The organism is Segnochrobactrum spirostomi, from assembly GCF_009600605.1.
In the GTDB taxonomy this organism is placed as follows: domain Bacteria; phylum Pseudomonadota; class Alphaproteobacteria; order Rhizobiales; family Segnochrobactraceae; genus Segnochrobactrum; species Segnochrobactrum spirostomi.
Genome location: NZ_VWNA01000001.1, coordinates 984,795 through 1,006,286, shown reverse-complemented (window position 1 = coordinate 1,006,286; position 21,492 = coordinate 984,795). Strand labels below are relative to the sequence as shown.

Sequence of the window (21,492 nt, the reverse complement as noted above, 5' to 3'; positions counted from 1 at the left end):
CGATCGCCGGGGAGTGGCGGGTGTGGCCGCCCTGACGGCTCCCCCGGCGACGCGCCCGCCCGTGATTCGGACGGGCCGAGGGCCGCGGACGCGAGGCGCCCGCGGCCGGCGGTCAGCGTGAACTCACTCGACCGGGCACTTCTGGTCGGTGGTGTAGTCGTGCACCTTCAGCGTGCCGGCGATGATCTCGGTGCGCGCCTTGTCGGCGGCCGTCTTCATGTCCGGGGTGATGAGCTTCTCGTTGTACTCATCGAGGGACCAGCCGACGCCGTCCTCCTGCAGGCCGAGCACTTCGACGCCGCCGTGCAGCTTGCCGTCCTCGCCCGCCTTGAAGATGCGGAAGACGGCGTTGTCGACGCGCTTCATCATCGAGGTCAGCACGTGGCCCGGATGCAGGTAGTCCTGGTTGGAATCGACGCCGATGCCGAGCTTGCCGGCGTCCGCGGCGGCCTGGAGCACGCCGAGGCCGGTGGCGCCGGCGGCGTGATAGACGATGTCCGCGCCACGATCGAACTGCGACTTGGCGAGCTCGCCGCCCTTCACCGGATCGTTCCAGGCGTCACCCGTCGTGCCGGTCATGTTCTGGAACACTTCGGCCTTCGGGTTCGCCGCCTTCACGCCCTGGACGTAGCCGCAGGCGAACTTGCGGATGAGCGGAATGTCCATGCCGCCGACGAAGCCGACCTTTCCGGTCTGCGTCTTCATGCCGGCGAGGAGGCCGACGAGGTAGGAGCCTTCCTCTTCCTTGAAGACGACGGAATGGATGTTCGGCGCCTCGACCACGGCGTCGATGATGGCGAACTCGGTCTTCGGGAATTCCTTGGCGACCTTCTCCATCGCCACCGCCTGGCTGAAGGAGACGCCGATGATCGGCGAATAGCCGCGGCGGGCGAAGTTGCGCAAAGCCTGTTCGCGCTGGTTCTCGTTCTGCAACTCGAACTCGCGGTAGGCGATGCCGGTTTCCTTCTTGAAGCGCTCGGCGCCGTGGAAGGCGGATTCGTTGAAGGACTTATCGAACTTGCCGCCGAGATCGTAGATGATCGCGGGCTGATAATCCGCGGCGAGCGCCGACTGGGCGGCCCCGCCCATCGAAAGCGCGAGCACGGCGAGGCCGAGCGCGCGGCCGAACTTGTTTGCCAACATGGTCCCTCCGAAGGCGGCCGCGGTTCCCCAGCGGGCCTGAAGCTTCGTCTACGCAAGTGGGCGACGCCGCCGCGGCTTTCGAGAGCCGGTTCCGTGCGCCGCCGAGCGGCTTGGGGCTCCCCGCCCGCTGCCGCCTCGGGGTGAGATTGGCACGGGCCTAATTTCTTTGCATGCGCTTTCTGCGGGCGGTCCACGACCGTTTTGTTCCCGCGGGAGGGTGTGCAATTTGCCGCCGATCCTGCGACGGACTAGGCTCGCCCGATGTCCGTTGCCGCTCAGAGCGGCGCCGGCCGGTCGGCCGAAAAAGAGCAAGCCCGAATGTCCCGCGCCTTTCTCCTGATCCTCGATTCCGTCGGCATCGGTGCGAGTGCCGACGCCGCGCACTTCGGCGACGCCGGGGCCGACACCGTCGGCCACATCGCGGAGCGCTGCGCGGCGGGCGCCGCCGACCGTCCGGGGCTGCGGCAGGGGCCGCTCGCGCTGCCGAACCTCGTCGCGCTCGGCCTCGGCCGTGCCGTCGCCGCCTCGCGCGGCAGCCCGGCGCCGGGACTTTCGAGCGACGTCGCGCCGAGCGGCGCCTGGGGCTACGGCATCGAGGTCTCGTCCGGTAAGGACACGCCCTCGGGCCACTGGGAGATCGCCGGCGTGCCGGTGCCGTTCGACTGGGGCTATTTCCCGCAGACCGTGCCGACCTTTCCGCCCGACCTCGTCGCCGCCCTGATCTCCGAGGCCGGCCTGCCGGGCATTCTCGGCGACCGCCATGCCTCTGGGACAGAGATCATCGCCGAGCTCGGCGAGGAGAGCATCCGCACCGGCAAGCCGATCTGCTACACCTCCGCCGATTCCGTGTTCCAGATCGCCGCCCACGAGGGCCATTTCGGTCTCGACCGGCTCTACCGCGTCTGCGAGATCGCGCGCCGGCTCGTCGATCCCCTGAACATCGGCCGCGTCATCGCGCGGCCCTTCGTCGGCGAAAGCCGCGACACTTTCGTGCGCACCGCGAACCGCCGCGATTATGCCGTGCCGCCGCCGGAGCCGACCTTGCTCGACCGCGCCGCCGGGGCCGGCCGCGCCGTCATCGGCATCGGCAAGATCGGCGACATCTATGCCCATCGCGGGGTCACCGAGGTGGTCAAGGCGGCCGGCAACGACGCCCTGTTCGACGCGACGCTCGCCGCCGCCGACCGCGCCGGGGAGGGCGACCTCGTCGTCACCAACTTCGTCGATTTCGACATGGTCTACGGCCACCGCCGCGACGTGCCGGGCTATGCGGCGGCGCTCGAGGCGTTCGACCGTCGTCTGCCGACCTTTACGGCGCGGATGCGGCCGGGCGACCTCGCCGTCATCACGGCCGACCACGGCTGCGATCCGACCTTCCGCGGCAACGATCACACCCGGGAGCACGTCCCGATCCTCGCCTTCGGCCCCGGGATCGCCCCGCGCGCGATCGGCCCTCGCGCCACCTTCGCCGACATCGGCGAGACGCTCGCCGCCTGGCTCGACCTCCCCGCCGGTCCGCACGGCCGCAGCTTCCTCTGAGGCGCGGACGGCGGCGTGCGCTCGCTATCCGGAGGGGGCGCACGCCGGAGACGGGGGCGGCGATCCGAAGCCGGCGCACCGAGGCGCCTCCCGCTCGGGGCCTGGCAAAGCTCTTTCCTGCATTGCCTTTCGGCGGGGAGGGTTCGCGGCGCCGGCTCGGCGCACCCGCGTTTTCCACAAGCGGCGGCACGGCCCGGGCCGTGGGCGCGCCGGGTGCGCATCGGCTCTGGACAGGTCCGCCGCGAGCCCCTATAAGCCCCCACGTCCGACGGCGGCACGATCCGCTGCACGGCGCCCAGGTAGCTCAGTTGGTAGAGCATGCGACTGAAAATCGCAGTGTCGGTGGTTCGATTCCGCCCCTGGGCACCACTTCATCTCAGTTGCAACGATCTGCTCGGGCCGCTCTTTTGACGGGGCGCACGCGCGTGCGTTTGTTCGAGACCGCGTCTGTGCGCGACCTGGACGGAGAGCCTGGACACGTGAAGCCAGGAAACGTGAGGCCAGGACACGTGAGGCGAGGACACGGGCCCGCGCCGGACGATGCGACCGGGCTTGATGGACCCGGCCGCCCCGATGCCGTCTTGCCTCAATAAGGCACGCGGTCAGCCTTGTTCTTGTACTTCTTCCAGACTTCCACGGCCTCATCGCGCAGGATCTGCGTGCAGGTGATCGAGCGCTCGGACGTCGGCTTGCTCAGTTCCCCATAGATCATGCTGTCGTCAAAATCGCCGTATTCGAGGGCGTCGGCGTTTGTCGAGGCATAGAACACGCGCTCGATGCCGGCCCAATAGGCGGCTGCCATGCACATTGGGCAAGGCTCGGCGCTGGTATAGAGCGTCGCGCCCGGCAGCTTGAAGCTACCCTCCGCTTTGCACGCCTTGCGGATCGCCTCCATCTCGCCATGCCATGTCGGATCGTTCTCGGCGACGACGCGGTTGGCGCCCTCCGCGATGATCTTGCCGTCCCGTACGATCACAGAGCCGAAGACGCCACCAGCACTGTCGATAAGCGAGGTCTTCTCAGACAGCGCGATCGCACGCTGCATGAATTTCTTGTCGTCTTCGGTCATAGGCACCTCCTGGTTGCCGGGCACCGTGCCCGGGCGTCGTCGGCCGATGCTTCCCCGCCGTTCAGGTCAGAGTGAAGACGGCGATCTCGATGGCATAGAGACACAGCAGGGTCGCGGCGCCTAGCGCCTCGGTGCGGGCGCGTCCCGCCGGCGCGGCGTGCAGCCACCAGCGCATCACCACGATCGCGATCGCCATCAGCGGCCATGCGACGAGGCTGACGCTGATGGCGTTGCCGATGAAGGTGGCGACCGGCAGCGGCAGCCCGGCGAGATGCGGGCTCAGGAAGCGGATCTCGAGCATCACGACGGGGAACAGCACGAGCAGCACGAGCGCCGTCTGCTTCCACCTGGGTGGCGGCACCGCGGCGTCGTCGGCGAACCAGGATGCGAACGCGTCGTCGAGGCGCCGTGCTTTGAAACGGGAAACGGCCGGATCGGCGCTCTCGATCAAGGCCTTCCGGTCGGGGGATGCGAGCCACGCCTCGAGTTCGCCGGGCGTCGCGAACCGCACCAGGGTGGTCCAATAGGGTAGATCCGACGACAACGGCGCCTGCACCACGGTTCCGAGATAGCCGGGGAAGGTCGCCTGCCGGGCCTGCATGCGCTCGGCCCAGGCGAGGAATTCGGCTTCGCGTTCCGGCGTCACCGCCGTGGTGATCACTTCCGTGACACCGGACGACGCATCGAATTCCGGCAGGATGTCGTCGACCGGAGCGCCGCCCTTTGCGAGCAGAGGGGAGAGCGAGGCGAATGCCTCGGCACGGCGGCCGGAGCTCTGCCAGGCGGCGAGCGCCTCGGCGGAGCGGAAGCGGGTGATCGTCCGCCATTCCGTGCCATCGGCTGCGACCGGCTGGAACTCGATGCTGACGAAGCCGTCGGCGGCCGAAGCGGCGCGGGTCAGTGCCGCCTGCCATGTGGCGAAGGCGGCCTCGATCCCGGGGCGGACGGAAATGTGCATGGTGGCGGTCCCGCCCACCGTCTCCGCGGCGCGCTCCGGCGGTTCGTCACGCTTCGCGCGGCGCGGCGTTCTGTCGGAAGGAGATGCATTCGCCATAGCCTCGCCTCCGGCTGTCACCCGCAGGACCGGACGAGTCCGCGACAATGTTAATAGCCTACACCATCCCTGCGGTGCCGTCGTGCCGAACGGCGCACGCACTGAGCGACGCGGTGGCCGGCACACGCGAGGTCAAGGAACAGCCTGAAAATCGCAGTGTCGGTGGTTCGATTTACCGCGGTGGCCGTTCTGGTCAGATCATTGGAATAAAACGAAATTCTGCGCTCTTCCCGTATCGCGAGGCGGGGCGGAAAGCGCGAAAGTCACGTTCCCGCTTATCTGTTTCGCGGCTCACTGTTCTGCTTTAGGGGCTTGCGCTCTCCGAGCATCGGTTCTCAGGAAATACTCATCATCGCAACCATCTGCGACTCTACGCCCTTGAAGGCCGAGATGGTCCCTTTCTTCAGGCTCTCCAGCTCATTGGCCTGCTCGCGCGTGAGATCGTATTCATCTTTGATCATAACGTCAGAGAAGGATGCATATATATTCTTATATTCGATTCCGGCAGTCTTGATGTCGTTTAGAGAAACCTTAGAATCTGTGCCGCTTATGAATTTATTCGCGCTCAATCCGTACTGGACACTCGAGCCAGCGACCCATTTGTAATCTTGCCCCATCACGAGTGTGACGTTGGACGGGGCGACGATTTTGACGGACGCCCCGAGTTGTACACTGACGTTGAAGCCGAGGCTGAGGCTCGTCGATGCAGCGGCGCTCAATGAGAGCGAGATCGACATGCTTATGCTGAAGGACGCCGAGAACTTGACGATCGTGGTATCGCCGTGCGTGATTGTCATCGACGTCGAGAACTGATTGGTCGACGTGCTCTGCTTGTAATAGCTGTTGGACGAGCCCTCGACGGTCGTGGTCGAGTCGCCTTGGACCTTGGTGTCGCTGTTGCCGGACAGCACGGTGGCCATGTCGTAGGCGGTCAGAAGGATGTTCCGGGGGGTCGCGACCTCGATATTGTCCGAGACGTCAAGCGTGAACTTCCCCTGATCCACCTTATGGGTGGAGTTGCCGTTCAGCGTCTCGGTTGAATAGCCCTCTCCATAGGCGTGCGTCGCGCTCCCGACGACATTGACGTTCAGCTCTTTGTTGGTCGACACGAGCAGTCCGTCCGTCGACGGCATGGCGGCTAGTGCGGAGGCGGACCCACCCTGAGCTTGGCTCGCCGCCGCGGCGACCTTCTGCTTCGTGGCACGGGGGAGGAGGTCGTGCTCCTCCTTGTCGATCGCCTTGCCCATACGCAGGTAGGTGCCGGTGAAGGACCGGCCCGAAACCTCCGCCGGCGTATCGATGCGGAAGTACGGCGCATCCTTCGGACCGGCCGGCCCGCCCCCGAGCCGTTCTGCGCCGCGTCGCGGTCGTCGATCTCCATCATCACGTTGGCGGCGGTGACGATGCGGTTCAGCGTCTTGTTGTCCTTGGTGACCGGATCGTCATTTTTCTCGTCGGAGACGGCGCCGACGACGATCGGGCGATCGGGGTCGCCGTTGAGATAGCCGACCACGACCTCGGTGCCCTGGACCAGGGGGAAGTGCATGCCGGTCGCGTTGGGGCCGAGATAAGGCTGGCTCTGGCGGATGAAGTCGCTCGCCTTGCCGGCCTGATATTCGCCGTCGTCGAAGGCGAAGCGCACCTTGTAGCGGCCGCGATCGTCCATCCAGCCGCGCTTGCCGTGATCCGGTTCGGCATCGACCTGGGCGGTGAAGAGGCCCGAGACGTTCGGCTTCGGCGTCTTGCGCTCGGGACGGAACGGGGTTGCGAGCTTGATGCAGGTGACGACGTTTGTGTAGGGCCGCACGGCGCGGGCCTCGGGGCCGAACGGCAGTGGCGAGAAGGCGGAGGGCGGCTGTACCGCCGCCGAATGGGTCGCGGAGACGACCAGGAAGCGGTCGGAGAACGCGGCGAGCGGGTGGTCGGCGAGGGTGAAGACGGTGCCGGCGCGCAGTTGCGGTGCGTTGCAGGTGCCGACATAGAGGGTGCGCCGGCAGGCGATCTCCTCGGCGCGGATCTTGGCGAGCGCCTTGCCTTCGTCCTCGTCCTCGAAATGGAGGCCGTATTCGACGACCTTGCCGAAGCCCTGGTCGGTGATCGTCTCGCTGACCTTGAGGGGCGGCGACGATTTGGTCTCGTTGTAATCGCGCAGGAAGACGCTGCCGGGGACGGGCTTCGCGGTCGCGCAGAAGCGCGTCATGGCGAGGTCGTCGGCGCGGGCGGAGCCGCGCTTGTCGTTGAAGACGAGGGCGTCGGTGCCGTCGATCTCGACCTTCTTGAAGGCGTCGTTCTGGTCGCCGAACACGATCATCTCCTGATCGTCGCCGTGCTCGAAGAAGAAGAACACGCCGTCATGCTCGCAGTGGCGACGCAGGAAGGCGAGGTCGCTCTCGCCATATTGGACGACCTGCTTGCGCTGCGGATATTTGCGGCGCATGCGCAGCTCGTGGCGGATGTCGAGGCCGTGGCCGCCGGAGGTGGAGTTCCGTCCGGCCTTGTTGGTGAGCACGCTGTCGACGAGGTCTTTGAGGCCGATGCCCTCGTCGGCGCCGTAGACGAGGTTCTGCCGGCTGAGCGCGAGGAGGGCGAGCTTCGGCGCGAGGACGCAGCGATAGACATAATCGCGGGCCGCCGTGAGCTCTCCGGCGCTGAACTCGACGAGGATGCCGTGGGCGACGAGGGGATTGTTTCCGGCGTCGATGGTGATCTTGGCGTCCTTGCCGATGGCGTCGTTCGGATCGATGGCGTCGCCGCTGGTGAACTCGATCTCGTAACGATAGAGCTCAGAAAGGTTCTCCGTTCCCTCGATCGCGGTGACGAAGATCTCGATCTGCCCGAGCGCCGGAACCGACAGATGCAATAAAAGCTCCGTTCGACTACCGATCATCTCAAAAAATCCTTAGCCTGCACAAAAAAGGTGTAGCGAATAAATTCAGAGGACGGGATGATTATCGAATGATCGGATCAAATCCATGAAGAAAAATGGAAAGACCGGGTTTTTTGCGGTGTCTGTCCGCGCGCGATGCATTCGGTGCATCTTCGGACATGGCGCTGAGGAGTGCCAGGCGGTGGCGCCATAAATTTGCGTGGTCTGGTTTGTCGCCATCCAAGCGCCCGAACTGGGAGTGAGAGAGATGCGACGGTACAAGTCGATCGACGAGGAATGGGCGGTCATCGCCCCGCTGCTTCCGAACAAGGCGCGTGGTGTTGCGCGGGCAGGCGACCGAAGGGTGATCAGCGATATGCCTTTGGTCGTTCTCTCACCGGGGCGCCGTGGCGCAATGTGCCGCAGCGCTAACCCTATACAGTCGGTTCGTGCGCTGGCGGGCGGCCGGGTCTGGGGCGGGCTGCTGGAGGCGGTCTCAGCCGCCCATGGCGGCGACAACGTGATGATTGACGCCTCTCCGCATTCGTGGGCGCCAATGAGCTCGCGATTTGGATCGCGGGTCGCCTCCAGACTATGCAATATGAATGGTAAACTTAAATATAAGATTTAAGTGTTACTGAAGTCGACGAAAGTCCTGAGAGTTCTGTTCTTGTTAAAGATTTGACGTACTCCATATCTTTTTCTAGTGACTCCGTATATGACTTTTTATCGACGAAATATACATCCTTGAAATCAAGACCAACTCTCTTGTATTCAAGATACGCAGTCTTGAGGTCGTACATTGATGTCTTTGCATCTTTTCCGCTGATGAATTTTGTCGAATCGGCACCGAACTGAACGCTCTTCCCAGCGACGTATTTGCAGTCTATTCCTTTGATGACGCTTATATTTCGACCCCCGACGATACTTGCGGCTATGCCGACCTTGACGCTCACGCTCGCGCTGAGAGCGAGCGATACAGACGCTGAGATTGCCATGCTGAACGAGCCCGACAGCGATAGGATCGTCGTGTCGCCATGGAGTATTTGAATCGAGGCATCGAATTGGTTTACTGATGTGCTGCTCTTAAAATAGGAGGTAAATGCACCCTCGACGGTTGTGACCATGTCGCCAAGAACCGTCACTGTGTTGTTGGCGGCCACTGTCGTCGTCATATCGTAAGATGACAGTACGAAGTCGGAACTGGTCGTAACTTCTATGTCATCTGATGTGCTGACGATATATTTGCCTTGGCTGACGGTGTGAGTAGAGTGGCCGTTCACAACCTCCGTAGAATGCCCATCTCCGTAAGCGTAGGTCGCGCTTCCGTCGACGTTTACGTTGAGGTCTCCGCTGGTCGAGATCAGCAGGCCGTCGGTGGTGGTCGTCTCGGTCGTGGTCTCCGTCGAGGTCGAGCTCGTCGTCATGTCGTCTCCTTGCTCGGCGCCGTCGCAGGCGATGCCGTCGTCGAGGGGGATGTCGTGCCGGCGGACGAGCCTGCTCCGGCCTGGATCTGCTTCATGGCGGCCGAGATCTTCTGCTGCGAGGCGCGGGGGAGAAGGGCGAACTCCTCCTTGCCGGTCGCCTTGCCCATGCGCAGGTAGGTACCGGTGAACGAGCGGCCCGAAACCTCCGCCGGCGTATCGATGCGGAAATACGGCGCATCCTTGGATCCGCTCGAACCGCTGCTGGAGCCGTTCCCGCTCGCCTCGCGGTCGTCGATCTCCATCATCACATTGGCGGCGGTGACGAGGCGGTTGCGGGTGTGGTTGTCCTTGGTGACCGGATCATCGTTCTTCTCGTCGGAGACGGCGCCGACGACGACCGGTCGGTCCGGGTCGCCGTTGAGATAGCCGATGACGACCTCGGTGCCCTCGACGAGGGGGAAGTGCATGCCGGTGGCGTTGGGGCCGAGATAAGGCTGGCTCTGGCGAATGAAATCGCTCGCCTTGCCGGCTTGATATTCCCCGTCGTCGAAGGCGAAGCGCACCTTGTAGCGGCCGCGGTCGTCCATCCAGGCGCGCTTGCCGTGATCGGGTTCGGCGTCAATCTGGGCGGTGAACAGTCCCGAGACGTTCGGCTTCGGCGTCTTCCGCTCGGGACGGAACGGCGTCGCGAGCTTGATGCAGGTGACGACGTTGGTATAGGGCCGCGCGGTGCGGCTCTCGGGGCCGAACGGCAGCGGTGAGAAGGCGGAAGGCGGCTGCACCGCCGCCGAATGGGTCGCGGAGACGACCAGGAAGCGGTCGGCGAAGGCCGCGAGCGGGTGGTCGACGAGGGTGAAGACGGTGCCGGCGCGCAATTGCGGGGCGTTGCAGGTGCCGACATAGAGCGTGCGGCGGCAGGCGATCTCCTCAGCGCGGATCTTGGCGAGTGCCTTGCCCTCGTCCTCGTCCTCGAAATGGAGGCCATATTCCACGACTTTGCCGAAGCCCTGGTCGCTGATCGCGGCGCTGACCTTCATCGACGGAGACGATTTGGTCTCGTTGTAATCGCGCAGAAAAATGCTGCCGGGGACGGGTTTGGCGGTCGCGCAGAAGCGCGTCATGGCGAGATCGTCGGCACGGGCGGCGCCGCGCTTGTCGTTGAAGACGAGGGCGTCGGAGCCGTCGATGTCGGCCTTCTTGAAGGCGTCGTTCTTGTCGCCGAACACGATCGTCTCGTGATCGTCGCCTTGCTCGAAGAAGAAGAACACGCCGTCATGCTCGCAGCGGCGGCGCAGAAAGGCGAGGTCGCTCTCGCCATATTGGACGACCTGCTTGCGCTCAGGATATTGCCGGCGCATGCGCAGCTCGTGGCGGATGTCGAGGCCGTGGCCGCCGGACGTCGAGTTCGCGCCGGCTTTGTTGGCGAGCACGTTGTCGATCAGGTCCTTGAGGCGGATGCCGTCGCCGGCGCCGTAGACGAGGTTCTGGCGGCTGAGTTCGAGCAGGGCGACCTTCGGCGCGAGGGTGCAGCGATAGATATAATCGCGGGTGGCGGTGAGCTCTCCCGCGCTGAACTCGACCAGGATGCCGTGGGCGACGAGGGGATTGTCGCCGGCGTCGATCGTGATCTTGGCGGGCTTGCCGATGGCGTCGTTCGGATCGATGGCGTCGCCGCTGGTGAACTCGATCTCGTAGCGATAGAGCTCGGAAAGGCTCTCCGTTCCCTCGATCGCGGTGACGAAGATCTCGATCTGCCCGAGCGCCGGAGCCGATAGATGCAATAATAATTCGGTCCGCCTGCCGTTCATTTCGCAGATCCTCTATCGTGTGCCGAATTTTAATTTGATAAAGCTTGTGAACACGCGCAATTGGACGAGAAAAGCCGTGCTTCCGCCATGCAAAAAATTGGGTTGATCGGACGCTCGGGTAGGGCAATGGACCCGGCGCGCGCGGCGTCTGCATCGCGCCGCGCGCGGAACGCACCAGCCGCCACGGCGGTGGACGAATTTATGGGCACGGGGCGCTCGGGCAATCTGCTGCTCGCTCTCGCCGGTCGCCTTCGCCGTGTGGCCTCGGCGCGATAGCCCATCAATCCCACCTTGAGGATGCTGCCGTTGGCGCGAGCGACGGCGCCGTCGGGCGTGAGCTCGATGATGGCGAGCGCGCGATCGAGGGCTGCCAACAGGCTGGCCCGCCGGCGCGCGGGTAATCGAACCCGGGAGGCGGGCGAAACGGGGGGCGTCGCCCCGCACCGCTTGAGGCGCATCAAGGCCGCATCGCCCCGACGGTCTCATTCTGAGGCTCAGAGATGCCGAGGGGAGGTCCCGCCATGGATGACACGATCCGCACCAAGATCCTGGCGCTGCTCGACGAGCACCGCATCATGACGATCGCCACGCTGCGGCCGGACGGTTGGCCCCAGGCGACCACGGTCGGCTACGTCAACGACGGCCTCAAGATCTTCTTCCTTTGTGCCCCCGATAGCCAGAAGGCGCGCAATCTCGCCGGCGACAGCCGCGTCTCCATCACCATCGATCACGACACGTCGGACCTGATGGCGATCAGTGGGCTCTCCATGGCCGCCCACGCCCGTCCGGTCACGAACCGTGCCGAAGCCGCGCGCATCATCGGGCGGCTCCCCGAGAAGTACCCTGCCGGCGCGACACCGCCGCTCACCCTGCCGACCCCGGACGATGTGAAGGTCTTCGAGGTGACGCCGACGGTGGTCTCGGTGCTCGATTATACGAAGGGCTTCGGCCACACCGATCTCGTCGTGCTCTGAGTCCGCGGGCGAGGGAGGGCAGGGGCTTCGTTGCTCAGGCGACGAGTGGTGCCACGACGGCGCCAGTGATGGCAACGGCATCCGACGGCGCGAGCTCAACCATCAGCCCGCGCTGGCCGCCGTTGATGACGACCTGCGCGAAGGCGAGCACGGTGGCCTCGATCGCCGTCGGCACCTTGCGCTTCTGCCCGAACGGGCTGATCCCGCCGACATGATAGCCGGTCAGGCGTTCGGCCGCGGCCGGCTTCATCATCTGCGCCGATTTCGCGCCGAACGCGGCGGCGACCCGCTTCATGCTGAGCTCGCGGTCGGAGGGCAGAACCGTGCAGGCGGGTTTGCCGTCGATCTCCACCATCAGCGTCTTGAGCACCCGCGCGGGATCGGCCCCGATTGCCTCGGCGGCTTGCAGGCCGATCCGCTCGGCGTTCGGATCGTAGGTGTAGGCATGGACCGTGAAGGCGATGCCGGCGCGGGTAAGCGCGAGGGTGGCCTGGGTGGTGCTGGACATGGGCGCGCCGCGGACGATCAGCCGAATGTGGCGGCGTAGTTTTCGGGCTTGAAGCCGACGAGAAGCGTGTCTCCCGCGACGAGGACCGGACGCTTGATGAGCGAAGGATGCGCCTCCATGAGCGCGATCGCCTTGTCTTCGCCGAGATCCGCCTTCTCCGCGTCGTCGAGTTTGCGGAAGGTCGTGCCGGCCCGGTTGAGCAGGGTTTCCCATCCGACGCGGTCGGCCCAGGCGGTGAGATGGGCGCGGTCGATCCCGGCCGCCTTGTAATCGTGAAACGCATAGGTGACGCCGTGGGCGTCGAGCCAGGCGCGCGCCTTCTTCATCGTGTCGCACGCCTTGATGCCGTAGAGGGTGACGTCGCTCGCCATTATCGCCCGGAAATGCCGTGTCGCTGCGAAGGAAATCGCTTCGCCGTCCTATAACAGAGCCGCGGGCTCGTCGCGCGGTCGATGAATCAGGGGCGGGAGCGGGCGGATCGGGTGTTGGCCCCGGCCGCCGGTTCGGGCGGCGGCTCCCATCCGAACACGCTGCGTCCGCCATAATCGTGGGACCGGGCACGTTCGCCGTCGATATAGGCGGGCAGCGACGGTCCCGTGGCGGCGTGCTCGAGGGAGCGCGATTGCGCGTCGAGGCGGCGGATCGCGTCGAGCCGTTCGTCGTTGCCGAGCTTCGCCGCCTCGATCGCCGAGCGAAGCACGGTGATGGTCCGATCGTAGACAGCGGTCGCGACAGGGAACGGATGGCGGTCCTTGCCGCCATGAGCGAGGGAGAAACGGGCGGGATCGGTGAACCGGCACGGCGCCCCGTGGACGACCTCGGCGACCATCGCGAGGGATTCGACCGTCCGCGCCCCGACGCCGGGCACCAAGAGCAGATCGGCGAAGTCGTGTGGCGCGGCGTCGCTCGCCGCGGCGAGTGCGCCATGCAGGCGGCGGAGGATGACGTCCTTCGGCCGTACGTCGTGGTGCTCCGGCATGACGAGGTGCGGCAGTAGGGGCGCGTCGGGTGGCGGAGCGGGTTCTCGATTGCGGCCCTCGACCGCCGCGATCTCGCGGACGATCCCGTCCGGACCGAGCGTGCGCAACAGATCGATCTGACCCGCGCGCGAGGCGGCGGCACGGCGGTCGGTCAGGTTGACGATCTCACCGCGATTGATCCCGTCGATCGCGGCATGCGGGGCCTCGACGAACGTCTTGAGGTCTTCCGAAAGCCAATGATAGCGGCGCGCATAGCGCGCTTCGCCGTTCATGCCCTGCTGCACCACCACCCATTTACCGTCGTCGGCGACGATGAAGCCATGCAGATAGAGGTCGAAGCCGTCCTGAACGGCGGCGCTGTCCACCTTGGCGACGAGCCGGCTCGCCGTGGCGAGTCCCGCGCCGTCGAGGCCGGTCCGATCGCCGATCGCCATCAGCTCCGCCGGCGTCTCGCGCGAATGGCGGCCGCGTCCGCCGCAGACGTGGAGACCGAGGTCGCCGGACATCGGCGCGAGCCCCCGCTTCAGCGCACCGATGACGCTCGTGGTGATGCCGGAGGAGTGCCAATCCATCCCCATCACGGCGCCAAACGACTGGAACCAGAACGGGTGGGCAAGGCGGCGCAGGAACTCGTCGCGCCCATAATGGTGGACGATCGCCTGCGTGATGACGGCGCCGAGGCGCGTCATCCGTTGGCCGAGCCAGGCCGGAACCCGGCCGCTGTGCAGCGGCAGATCGGCGCTTCCGGCTCGCTTGGCCACGATCATACCCTCAAGCGGGCTGCCGCGGACGGGATCGAGGGGGGCGGACCGCGCCCTCGTCGAAGGATACCCGTAGACCGGGGCGGCCTGATTGCGAACGAAGAGTGAACGGACGGATACCATGACTGTGGCGCTTTGGCCAGAGTGGGGCGCCTGCGCAGCGGAACCGCGGGCACCCGAAGCCGTTTCCCCGCCGGCAATCTGCCGAACGAGGACATCATGGGCATCATCTGGGCGATCATCATCGGTTTTGTCGCAGGCCTAATCGCAAAATGGATCACACCTGGCCGCAACGAACCGCAGGGCTTCATTCTGACGACCGTGCTCGGCATCGTCGGCGCGATCGTGGCGAGCTATCTCGGCCAAGCGGTCGGCTGGTACCAGCCCGGTGAGGGCGCGGGCTTCATCGGCGCCATCGTCGGTGCCGTAATCCTGCTGCTTATCTGGAGCGCCTTCCAGCGCCGCGCGTGAAGTGAGACGCTAGCCGCCGGGCTTCAGCGAGAGAATGCTCATCGAGACGTCGGTGCTGGTGGTTGAACTGGACGAAAACAGCTCGAGCAGCGGCGAATAGGACGACGACGATGTCGCGTCCCACATGGCGGTGAAGCGTTTGAGAAGCTTGTCCAATTTTGCAGGATCCTGAAGGTCGGCGACGTTGAGTTTGGCGTCGACGGCCTTCTTCTGCTTATCGATGTCGGCCGAGCTCATTTGGGTCGGGAAGCCGAAGATCGTCTGGGTGACAGTCCAAAGGGCCTTGTCGGCGAGGAGGTCGTAGGCGGATGTCACGGTCGGCGCCATCCGCTTGAAATAGAGGGCGAGTTGGGTGCCCTCATCCTGCTCGCCCGCCGCGTCCTCGAAGTTCTGGCGGACATATTTATCGACCACGTCCGAGGTCGCCGCCTTCGTGGTGGTCGCATATTCGCCGAGAAGCGCGAAGTTGAAGGTGGTCGCGAACGCCTTGAATCGCGAATCCGTCAGCTTGTTGGCAAACGCGTTCTTGTCGACGACGCCCTCGTTTAGAACCTTCTTCATAAAGCCCTTGGCATAGGCCATGTCTTCGAGGCCGTAGGCCTTCATCGCATAATTGTAGAGACGCGTGTTCTTCATGAAGTCATCGACCGACTTCACCTTGCCGATATTGTCCTGGTAATATTTGGTTTCGCGGGCGACCTGGGCGTCCTTGGCCTCCATCGAGAGCGATTTCGTCAGGTCCTTCGCCAGATAGGCGTAGGTGGCGGACGTCGATCCGAGATACACGACCATGACCTGAAGCGCCTTCGAACACCCATAAGAGATCGGCAGGCTATCGGCCGAAGCTGGCGCGAAGCTGCCGTCCGATTCTGATTCATCCGATCACCAAATCGGGAAGCGTGCCGCTCTGCTCTCGGCGGCGTCGGCGGGCAACGCGCGCGGCACGATCAACGTCTTGGGCTGGTGCGCTTTCAAGGCCTTGCGCATCGAATCGGGCGGGCTTGGCACCTGTCGGGTCGGTGGCAACTCGCGATTGCGTGAGTCGACATCGTCCGGGTCCGGGTGGACTGTACCCACCTCGGTTGAGGAGAGGCCAATGACGGGCTCTGCGCTGTTTGCTGTGCTGCCGTACGGTGCGGGAAGCGATGGCACCTTGGTGGCGTGCCCGCCCATCGAGGCCTTCAGCGCAGCAGACGCGCGCGAGAAGGCCCGCCGGGTCGCGTCGGACCATGCCGGTGTCGTCGCCATCGCCCAACTCTGGAACCCCGATGACGGTCGGCTCACGAGCCGGCTGGAGGTGCTCTACGCCGCCGGGCGGGTTCCAGACCCGACCACCTTTTCGGGCCGCTGAGCCCTGATCGCTCCGATTGTGTAGTCAGCGCGCTGAGACAATGTGTCGATGACGCCGCTGAGCATGGAGGGCATCTGCGCTGCAGCGGGGGCTCGCCGGTCGGGCTCTCGACCGTCCCGGCGGTGCCTCCGCGAACGGTCTTTTAAGTCTCTGTCCTTTCGGCCAATCCGCCTCTTTTAGGCCTATTTATTGCATCGTGATGAAATACGTTGGGCCGGTGCAAAATTTTGCGTCGTTCAGCGCTGGTTTGCGGCTCGGCCCTTGCGCAAGCGAAGCGGGAGCGCGAAATTTGTCTAGAGCTGCCATCCAATTTTAACGGGTGTCGTGCTAGGACTACCCGTGGGGGGAGAGGGATGGGGCTTCAAACTCACCAAATGCATGAAGGGGCGGGCGAAGGTCGCATGCGTGCACCTTTGAATTTCCGCGGGGGGCCGATGTATGCATTTCAATGCAGGGCACGGCGCGCTTGATGACGCGGACCGTTGCCCTTGACCGCGAGACACGGGGACCGCAGACGGTGCCGCCGACGCGGCATTCGGGCTTTCGCCTCTCCGCTCTCCCAGGTCCGACCCTCCCCGACGACCGCCTTGCTCGGCGTGAACCCCGAGACGACACCGGATGCCGTGTCGGCGTGCGCCTGGCTCCGGGCCGCCGTTCTCGGATCCCGGGGGGAGGCACGCCGTGACCGAGCTGACGAGAGGACACGCGATCGATATGACAGCCGAGCCGATCGTCTATCTGCTCTGGAACGATCTGGTGGGCATCACGCGCACCCGAGGCGTTCCGAAGGCCGACCTCGAGACCAAGTTGGAGACCGGGCTCGGATGGGCCTGCGCCGGTTTCGCGCTGACACCGTTCGACACGATCGTCGACAACGATTGGGGACCGATGGACGAAGTCCGTCAGATCCCGGACCCGCGATCCTATTTCGCCTATCAGAGCGGCGTCTTCGACGAAGCCTGGGAGGCGGTGATCTGCGATTCCAAGCGCGGGCCGACTGAAGATTGGGATTGCTGTCCGCGGACGTTTTTCCGCCACGCCCTCGAAGACCTGCGCAGCGATGCCGGCCTCACCTTCGTCGCCGGCGTCGAACACGAGTTTTCGCTCGAGACGGCGGTTGCGGCGGAGGCTTCCTTCTCGTTTGCCGCAGCGCGGCGGGCGAATGGAGTGCTCCAGGCGTGCGCGGCCGCGCTGCGGTCGGCGCGGCTCGTGCCTGAGACGCTGGAACCGGAATTCGGACCGTCGCAATACGAGATCAGTTGTGCGCCGCAATCGGGCATGGCGGCCGCCGATTCCGCGGTGATCGCCCGTGAGCTCATCCGTGCGGTCGCGACCGATCACAGCATGCGGGCGAGCTTCAGCCCGCTGACGGCGAGCGGGGGTGCCGGCAACGGTGCGCACGTCCATTTCAGCCTGGTCGATCGCAACGGCGAGAACATCACCCACGACCCTTCGCAGCCGCTGGGCCTCAGCAAGGCGGCGGCGCAATTCTGCGCCGGCATTCTCGCCCACCTCGATGCCCTCGTTGCGCTCACGGCGCCGTCGCCGTTGTCCTATGGCCGCCTGGCGCCGCGTGCGCGGGGCTGTGCCTACAACACGATCGGCGTGCAGAATCGCGATGCGGCGCTGCGCGTCGTACCGTCCGCCTCCAACGACCCGGTCCGCCGGCGGCGTGGCTTCAATATCGAATATCGCCCGTCTGACGGGTGCGCCTCGCCTTATCTCGTGCTCGGCGCCCTGGTGCGGGCGGGGCTCGACGGCATCAAGCGCGGCCTTAGCCTGCCAGCCGCCGTCGACGGCAATCCGGCTGCCGTCGCCCGAGCCGCGGCGGCGCTTCCGGCCTCCCTCGAGGCGGCACTCGATGCGTTCGAGGCGGACGATGTCGTGTCCTCGTGGTTCTCGCCCCGCCTCAAGGCGACCTATCTCGCCCTGAAGCGCTTCGAGGTTGCCCGCGCGAAGGAGATCGACGAGGCCGCTTTGATCGCCGCCTACAAGCGCGCCTATTGATCGCCGCTCAGGCGACGATCCGAACCGTCCATGCAAAGAGGCCGCCGATTGCGATCGGCGGCCTCTTTGCGTTCCGGACGCGCTCGCGCCGTCTTGCAGCTCTCAGGAGACGCCGTCGTGGTGATGGATCTGCATCACCATATCGTTGTAGTCGAAGTCGGAGTGCTGCGCCGCCGTGAGATCCTCGAAGCCGAACGTGTTGGCGCCGAAGGTCCGCACGTGCTCGGCGCCGTCCACGTTCGCTGTGCCCGGCACGAACACGTCGCCATGCTGCGAAATCATCACCGGGATGTAGAAGCCGTCTGCCCCCGCGACCGTCCACGTCTTGCTGTCGTGGAAGTTCTGGCTCGCCCCTTGGGTGTCCGAATAGCCGCTGTCGAGGTGGGCGACGACGGCCGCGCGGAAGGCGTCGGTGTTGCCGTAGGCGACCCCGCCGACCGTGATCTGGTCCTTATTGAAGTTCGCATCGAGGCGGACGAAGTGCAGCGAATTGACGTCGTCGGTGCTGCCCGCGACGTTGATGTCCAATTGTTCGCCGTGGTGGGCGTAGACCATGGGGAAGTCGTACATGCGCTGGACGGTCGCCATGTTGGCGGCGTCGTCGAGCGTGTTGTTGACGGCCGCCTTGAGTTGGATGCCGCCGACATTGATGGCGACCGACCCGTCGCCCTGGGCCGATGTGGTCACCGGCACGTTGGTGTTGATGGTGTTCTGGCCGGTCTGGAGGGCGAAGTGCAGGTTCTGCCCCGTGCCGAGATAGACCTGCTGGTGGCCGTCGAACAGCGTCGCCGTGCCGTGGTCCGTCTGCACCGCCCCGACATAAGCGAGGGCCGCGTCCTTCACATCGGTGACGATCTGGCCGTTGGCGTCGATCATCTGGCCTGCATTGTTGGTCCGGTAGAGGATCAGCGTCGCCTCGGGCGGCAGGTTGGAGGCGGTCGTGTCGAGATCGATCCAGTTGCCCGTGGTGCCGGAGGCGTCCGAGATGAGGTTGAGGCCCGTCGCGTTGCCCTCGAGGCCGAGGTGCGCCAAGTCTACATTCAGCGTCAGCGTCGAACTCGGCGAGGTCAGCGCGGTCGTGAGCGCGCTGTCCTTGAAGGAATATTCCGTCATGTTGACGGTGTAGGTGCCGTTGCCGAGCTGCTGCATCACCTGCGTCTGCCACTGGCCGTCGAGATCCGCCTGAGCGGCGACCGGGGCGATGGACAGATGGTGGGTGGTGTCGACGATCGAGAGCAGCGCGACGTTGAGGCCGTTCACCTTGTTGGTGATGCCGGAGATCCACGACGCGGTGCTGCTGTCGTTGTTGGTGCCGGTCCAGCCGAGGGCCGACTCGCCCTGGTGCAGCGTGATCGAATTGCTCACCTGGTTCGTCTGGCCGGAGAAGGCCGTGAAGGTGACGTGGTCCGTCGTTCCCGACAGCGTGCCGGCGACGGCGGCGTTCGGAACGCTCGCCGTCGTGTAGTTGGAGTCGGTATATTGGTGCAGCAGGGACGGATCGAGCGACGTCGACGTGCCGTTGAACATGTTGACGGTGAAGGTCTCGACCGTGCCCGAGTGGCCGGGCATCGTGATTGCGGCGAGACCATCGATCGCCTGGGAGCCATCGGCGGCGACGAACTGATAGCCGCTCGTAGTCGTGTAGAGATTGTAGATCTTCTGGGCGTCGCCGTCGCCGACCACGACGCGGTACCACGAGACGCCGCTTGCCGCCGTCGGCAGATGGGCGAACGTCATGCTGCCGGGCACCGACGTTCCGGGCAGCGCGGTGACGCTGTAGGTGCCGTCGGCGTTCAAAATATAGTTGTTGTTGGCGTCGAGGTTGAAGTTCCACGTCGCCCACGGCGTGTCGGACCCGGTCATGGAGGCCGAATGCCAGATCGGATGCCCGGACGAGTCTTCGCCACCATAGATTTGCAGCGTGACGGGCACATCGTCGTTCAGCCGCATGCTCGCGTTCTGGAGCGTGAGCGTGAGCGAGCGGAATGTGCCCGGATCGCCTTCGGTCGCCGGCATCGTCTGATAATGGCCGCCGGTCGGGGCGATATAATTGTACATCGTCGGCGCGACGTAAGAATTGGCCGTATTGCTGTCCGGTGTTTCGCCGTCACCGAGCAGCGTCAGATTTATGTCGGACACGTTGGCGTGGGTGCCGCTGTCGTAAAGCGACAATAGCGGACCGCCCTTGGCATATTGGCTGGCCAGCGCATCGGAGTAGGCGGAGCCGTAAGAATTGGAATGGGCAGCGAAGACGGCGGAATACGGGTCCGTGAAGATCGGCTGTTGACCGTTGGTGAGATGCTGGCCGAAGCCGTAGGTCGGGTCCCAGTTCCAATTGTTGTTGAGGTCGATCGGCGTCGTGACCTCCGCGTTCGCCGATTGCCCGGTGACGCCATAGAAGCCGGCGGTGAAGCCGGTCAGGAAGTCGCGAAGGGCGGTGCCCCACTGGTTGTTGTCCCCGACATTCATGGCGGACCCGCCGTTGTCGAGGATCTGATAGGGTGTCGTATCCGATTTGCTCTTGTAGATCTCGACGTCGCCGAGCGTCGAATAGATGCTGTTTTGCAGCTCGGTCGGGTCGATCTTGATGTAGCCCTGGACCTGGCTCTGCTCGGTTGGGCTCAGCCAGAACACGTTCTGCGCGGCATCCCACTCGAGATGGTAGGAGTAGAACGAGCCATTGTGATAGACGGCGTTCGCATCTTTCGCGCCGTTGAAATACCCGGCGATATGGACTTTGTCCGCGGCGGCCGCGTTCTTGAGGCTGTCGATATAGCTCGCCCATTGGGTGTTGCTGTAGATGCCGGAGCCGGGCTGGCCGGAGGCCTGGCCGACCGACGTCGTCGGGGAGATCGCCTCCCGCACGGAGTTCTTCAGCGGCCCGTCCGAGAAGGACGACAACGTGTCCTGATTGTTCGCGCCGATCGTGTGCAGGTAGGAGTTTTGCAGCGTCGAGGCGGAATATTGGAAGCTCGCGGATTCCGTCGTCGAGCCGTTCGGAACCTGGAGAATCATCCCGGTGCCGAATCCGGCGACCGAGGTCAGGTTGGCCTTGTCGTTCGGACTGCCGCTGAGGTTGAACTCGATGCTGTCGTAGCGATAGTTCTTATCCTGCGCGTCGGTCCAGTTGATGTCGCTCTGCTGCGTGATACTCAGAGCCGGGGTTGTGGTGCCCTGGCTTTGGATGATGAAATAGGCTTTGCCACTATCGACGTCAGCAGGCAGCGCGATGTTGATCGTGCTCGATGGGATGGCGCTGTCGGTGTAGGTCTGCTGGTAGATCGGCGTCGTGCCGCTGTTGTCGAAGATGACGACCTGGAAATTGACGTGGCCTGCGGCGGCGCTCGCCGTCGTCAACTGGTTCCGAAGGTCGGAACTCAGGGTGATATTCAGATTCGTCACGTGCGCCCCCTCGATGCTCCGCCGTGAGGCGGGGGTCGTGCAGCTTCATCAATGCTCGAATAGACTGATAGACGCCGACTGTGCCGTACTCCCCCGCATGGCACGCCGAATCCGTGACGGAACGAAGGTCCG

General features: G+C 64.8%; 17 protein-coding genes and 1 tRNA gene. 6 read left to right on the top strand and 12 right to left on the bottom strand.

Features of this window, described 5'->3' with window-relative positions; genetic code table 11:
* Positions 1–123: 123 nt before the first annotated feature.
* Complete coding sequence (locus F0357_RS04480) at positions 124–1,143, bottom strand: BMP family lipoprotein (protein WP_208948214.1); 1,020 nt, start codon at positions 1,141–1,143, stop codon at positions 124–126.
* A 318-nt stretch (positions 1,144–1,461) separates the two neighbouring features.
* Here F0357_RS04480 and F0357_RS04475 point away from each other — a divergent pair, with 318 nt between their 5' ends.
* A complete protein-coding gene (locus F0357_RS04475) occupies positions 1,462–2,682 on the top strand; it encodes a phosphopentomutase (RefSeq protein WP_153479241.1) in 1,221 nt (406 codons plus the stop codon).
* A 293-nt stretch (positions 2,683–2,975) separates the two neighbouring features.
* Positions 2,976–3,051: transfer RNA gene (locus F0357_RS04470), tRNA-Phe, on the top strand.
* Positions 3,052–3,268: 217 nt separating this feature from the next.
* Here the strand turns inward: F0357_RS04470 and F0357_RS04465 are convergent.
* The 6 genes from F0357_RS04465 to F0357_RS04440 form a co-directional block, all read right to left on the bottom strand.
* On the bottom strand, positions 3,269–3,751 hold the full coding sequence (locus F0357_RS04465; RefSeq protein WP_153479237.1) for a nucleoside deaminase: 483 nt from the start codon (positions 3,749–3,751) through the stop codon (positions 3,269–3,271).
* Positions 3,752–3,812: 61 nt separating this feature from the next.
* Positions 3,813–4,709, bottom strand: a complete 897-nt coding sequence (locus tag F0357_RS04460) for an antibiotic biosynthesis monooxygenase (RefSeq protein ID WP_246161355.1) — start codon at positions 4,707–4,709, stop codon at positions 3,813–3,815.
* A gap of 431 nt (positions 4,710–5,140) precedes the next feature.
* The gene (locus tag F0357_RS04455; protein WP_153479233.1) at positions 5,141–5,914 is read right to left on the bottom strand and encodes a hypothetical protein; all 774 of its coding nucleotides are present in this window, start codon (positions 5,912–5,914) and stop codon (positions 5,141–5,143) included.
* A 29-nt stretch (positions 5,915–5,943) separates the two neighbouring features.
* Complete coding sequence (locus tag F0357_RS04450; protein ID WP_153479229.1) at positions 5,944–7,692, bottom strand: type VI secretion system Vgr family protein; 1,749 nt, start codon at positions 7,690–7,692, stop codon at positions 5,944–5,946.
* 593 nt (positions 7,693–8,285) lie between these two features.
* Positions 8,286–9,098: a hypothetical protein gene (locus F0357_RS04445; RefSeq protein ID WP_153479219.1), complete on the bottom strand. Its 813-nt coding sequence runs from the start codon at positions 9,096–9,098 to the stop codon at positions 8,286–8,288.
* On the bottom strand, positions 9,095–10,906 hold the full coding sequence (locus F0357_RS04440; protein ID WP_153479216.1) for a type VI secretion system Vgr family protein: 1,812 nt from the start codon (positions 10,904–10,906) through the stop codon (positions 9,095–9,097). The genes F0357_RS04445 and F0357_RS04440 overlap by 4 nt, the downstream gene beginning before the upstream one ends.
* Before the next feature lie 521 nt (positions 10,907–11,427).
* On the opposite strand from F0357_RS04440, the gene F0357_RS04435 reads away from it, so the two are divergent.
* Positions 11,428–11,880 (top strand): pyridoxamine 5'-phosphate oxidase family protein, encoded by a 453-nt coding sequence (locus F0357_RS04435; protein WP_153479208.1) that lies wholly within the window; start codon positions 11,428–11,430, stop codon positions 11,878–11,880.
* 34 nt (positions 11,881–11,914) lie between these two features.
* Here the strand turns inward: F0357_RS04435 and ybaK are convergent, their stop codons facing one another.
* The 3 genes from ybaK to F0357_RS04420 form a co-directional block, all read right to left on the bottom strand.
* Positions 11,915–12,388 (bottom strand): Cys-tRNA(Pro) deacylase, encoded by a 474-nt coding sequence (gene ybaK / locus F0357_RS04430; protein ID WP_153479205.1) that lies wholly within the window; start codon positions 12,386–12,388, stop codon positions 11,915–11,917.
* 17 nt (positions 12,389–12,405) lie between these two features.
* Positions 12,406–12,759 carry an ArsC family reductase gene (locus tag F0357_RS04425; RefSeq protein ID WP_153479203.1) on the bottom strand — a complete coding sequence of 118 codons (354 nt, stop codon included), beginning with the start codon at positions 12,757–12,759 and terminating at the stop codon, positions 12,406–12,408.
* Between the two features lie 86 nt (positions 12,760–12,845).
* On the bottom strand, positions 12,846–14,129 hold the full coding sequence (locus F0357_RS04420) for a DUF763 domain-containing protein (RefSeq protein WP_312861445.1): 1,284 nt from the start codon (positions 14,127–14,129) through the stop codon (positions 12,846–12,848).
* A gap of 219 nt (positions 14,130–14,348) precedes the next feature.
* On the opposite strand from F0357_RS04420, the gene F0357_RS04415 reads away from it, so the two are divergent.
* Positions 14,349–14,600 carry a GlsB/YeaQ/YmgE family stress response membrane protein gene (locus tag F0357_RS04415; RefSeq protein WP_153479200.1) on the top strand — a complete coding sequence of 84 codons (252 nt, stop codon included), beginning with the start codon at positions 14,349–14,351 and terminating at the stop codon, positions 14,598–14,600.
* 9 nt (positions 14,601–14,609) lie between these two features.
* Here the strand turns inward: F0357_RS04415 and F0357_RS04410 are convergent, their stop codons facing one another.
* Positions 14,610–15,392, bottom strand: coding sequence for a DUF1217 domain-containing protein (locus tag F0357_RS04410; protein ID WP_153479198.1), 783 nt, complete (start codon positions 15,390–15,392; stop codon positions 14,610–14,612).
* A 304-nt stretch (positions 15,393–15,696) separates the two neighbouring features.
* Here F0357_RS04410 and F0357_RS04405 point away from each other — a divergent pair, with 304 nt between their 5' ends.
* Together F0357_RS04405 and F0357_RS04400 are read left to right on the top strand one after the other, a co-directional pair.
* Positions 15,697–15,951, top strand: coding sequence for a hypothetical protein (locus F0357_RS04405; RefSeq protein ID WP_153479197.1), 255 nt, complete (start codon positions 15,697–15,699; stop codon positions 15,949–15,951).
* 681 nt (positions 15,952–16,632) lie between these two features.
* Complete coding sequence (locus F0357_RS04400; RefSeq protein ID WP_208948213.1) at positions 16,633–17,958, top strand: type I glutamate--ammonia ligase; 1,326 nt, start codon at positions 16,633–16,635, stop codon at positions 17,956–17,958.
* A 102-nt stretch (positions 17,959–18,060) separates the two neighbouring features.
* Here F0357_RS04400 and F0357_RS04395 read toward each other — a convergent pair whose 3' ends face one another.
* Positions 18,061–21,360 carry a DUF4114 domain-containing protein gene (locus F0357_RS04395; RefSeq protein WP_153479194.1) on the bottom strand — a complete coding sequence of 1,100 codons (3,300 nt, stop codon included), beginning with the start codon at positions 21,358–21,360 and terminating at the stop codon, positions 18,061–18,063.
* Positions 21,361–21,492: the final 132 nt, after the last annotated feature.

Coding starts and splice junctions, on each gene's coding strand:
- F0357_RS04480 (WP_208948214.1), bottom strand. CDS start 1,143: ATGTTGGCAAACAAGTTCGGCCGCGCGCTCGGCCTCGCCGTGCTCGCG.
- F0357_RS04475 (WP_153479241.1), top strand. CDS start 1,462: ATGTCCCGCGCCTTTCTCCTGATCCTCGATTCCGTCGGCATCGGTGCG.
- F0357_RS04465 (WP_153479237.1), bottom strand. CDS start 3,751: ATGACCGAAGACGACAAGAAATTCATGCAGCGTGCGATCGCGCTGTCT.
- F0357_RS04460 (WP_246161355.1), bottom strand. CDS start 4,709: ATGCACATTTCCGTCCGCCCCGGGATCGAGGCCGCCTTCGCCACATGG.
- F0357_RS04450 (WP_153479229.1), bottom strand. CDS start 7,692: ATGATCGGTAGTCGAACGGAGCTTTTATTGCATCTGTCGGTTCCGGCG.
- F0357_RS04445 (WP_153479219.1), bottom strand. CDS start 9,098: ATGACGACGAGCTCGACCTCGACGGAGACCACGACCGAGACGACCACC.
- F0357_RS04440 (WP_153479216.1), bottom strand. CDS start 10,906: ATGAACGGCAGGCGGACCGAATTATTATTGCATCTATCGGCTCCGGCG.
- F0357_RS04435 (WP_153479208.1), top strand. CDS start 11,428: ATGGATGACACGATCCGCACCAAGATCCTGGCGCTGCTCGACGAGCAC.
- ybaK (WP_153479205.1), bottom strand. CDS start 12,388: ATGTCCAGCACCACCCAGGCCACCCTCGCGCTTACCCGCGCCGGCATC.
- F0357_RS04425 (WP_153479203.1), bottom strand. CDS start 12,759: ATGGCGAGCGACGTCACCCTCTACGGCATCAAGGCGTGCGACACGATG.
- F0357_RS04415 (WP_153479200.1), top strand. CDS start 14,349: ATGGGCATCATCTGGGCGATCATCATCGGTTTTGTCGCAGGCCTAATC.
- F0357_RS04410 (WP_153479198.1), bottom strand. CDS start 15,392: ATGGTCGTGTATCTCGGATCGACGTCCGCCACCTACGCCTATCTGGCG.
- F0357_RS04405 (WP_153479197.1), top strand. CDS start 15,697: ATGACGGGCTCTGCGCTGTTTGCTGTGCTGCCGTACGGTGCGGGAAGC.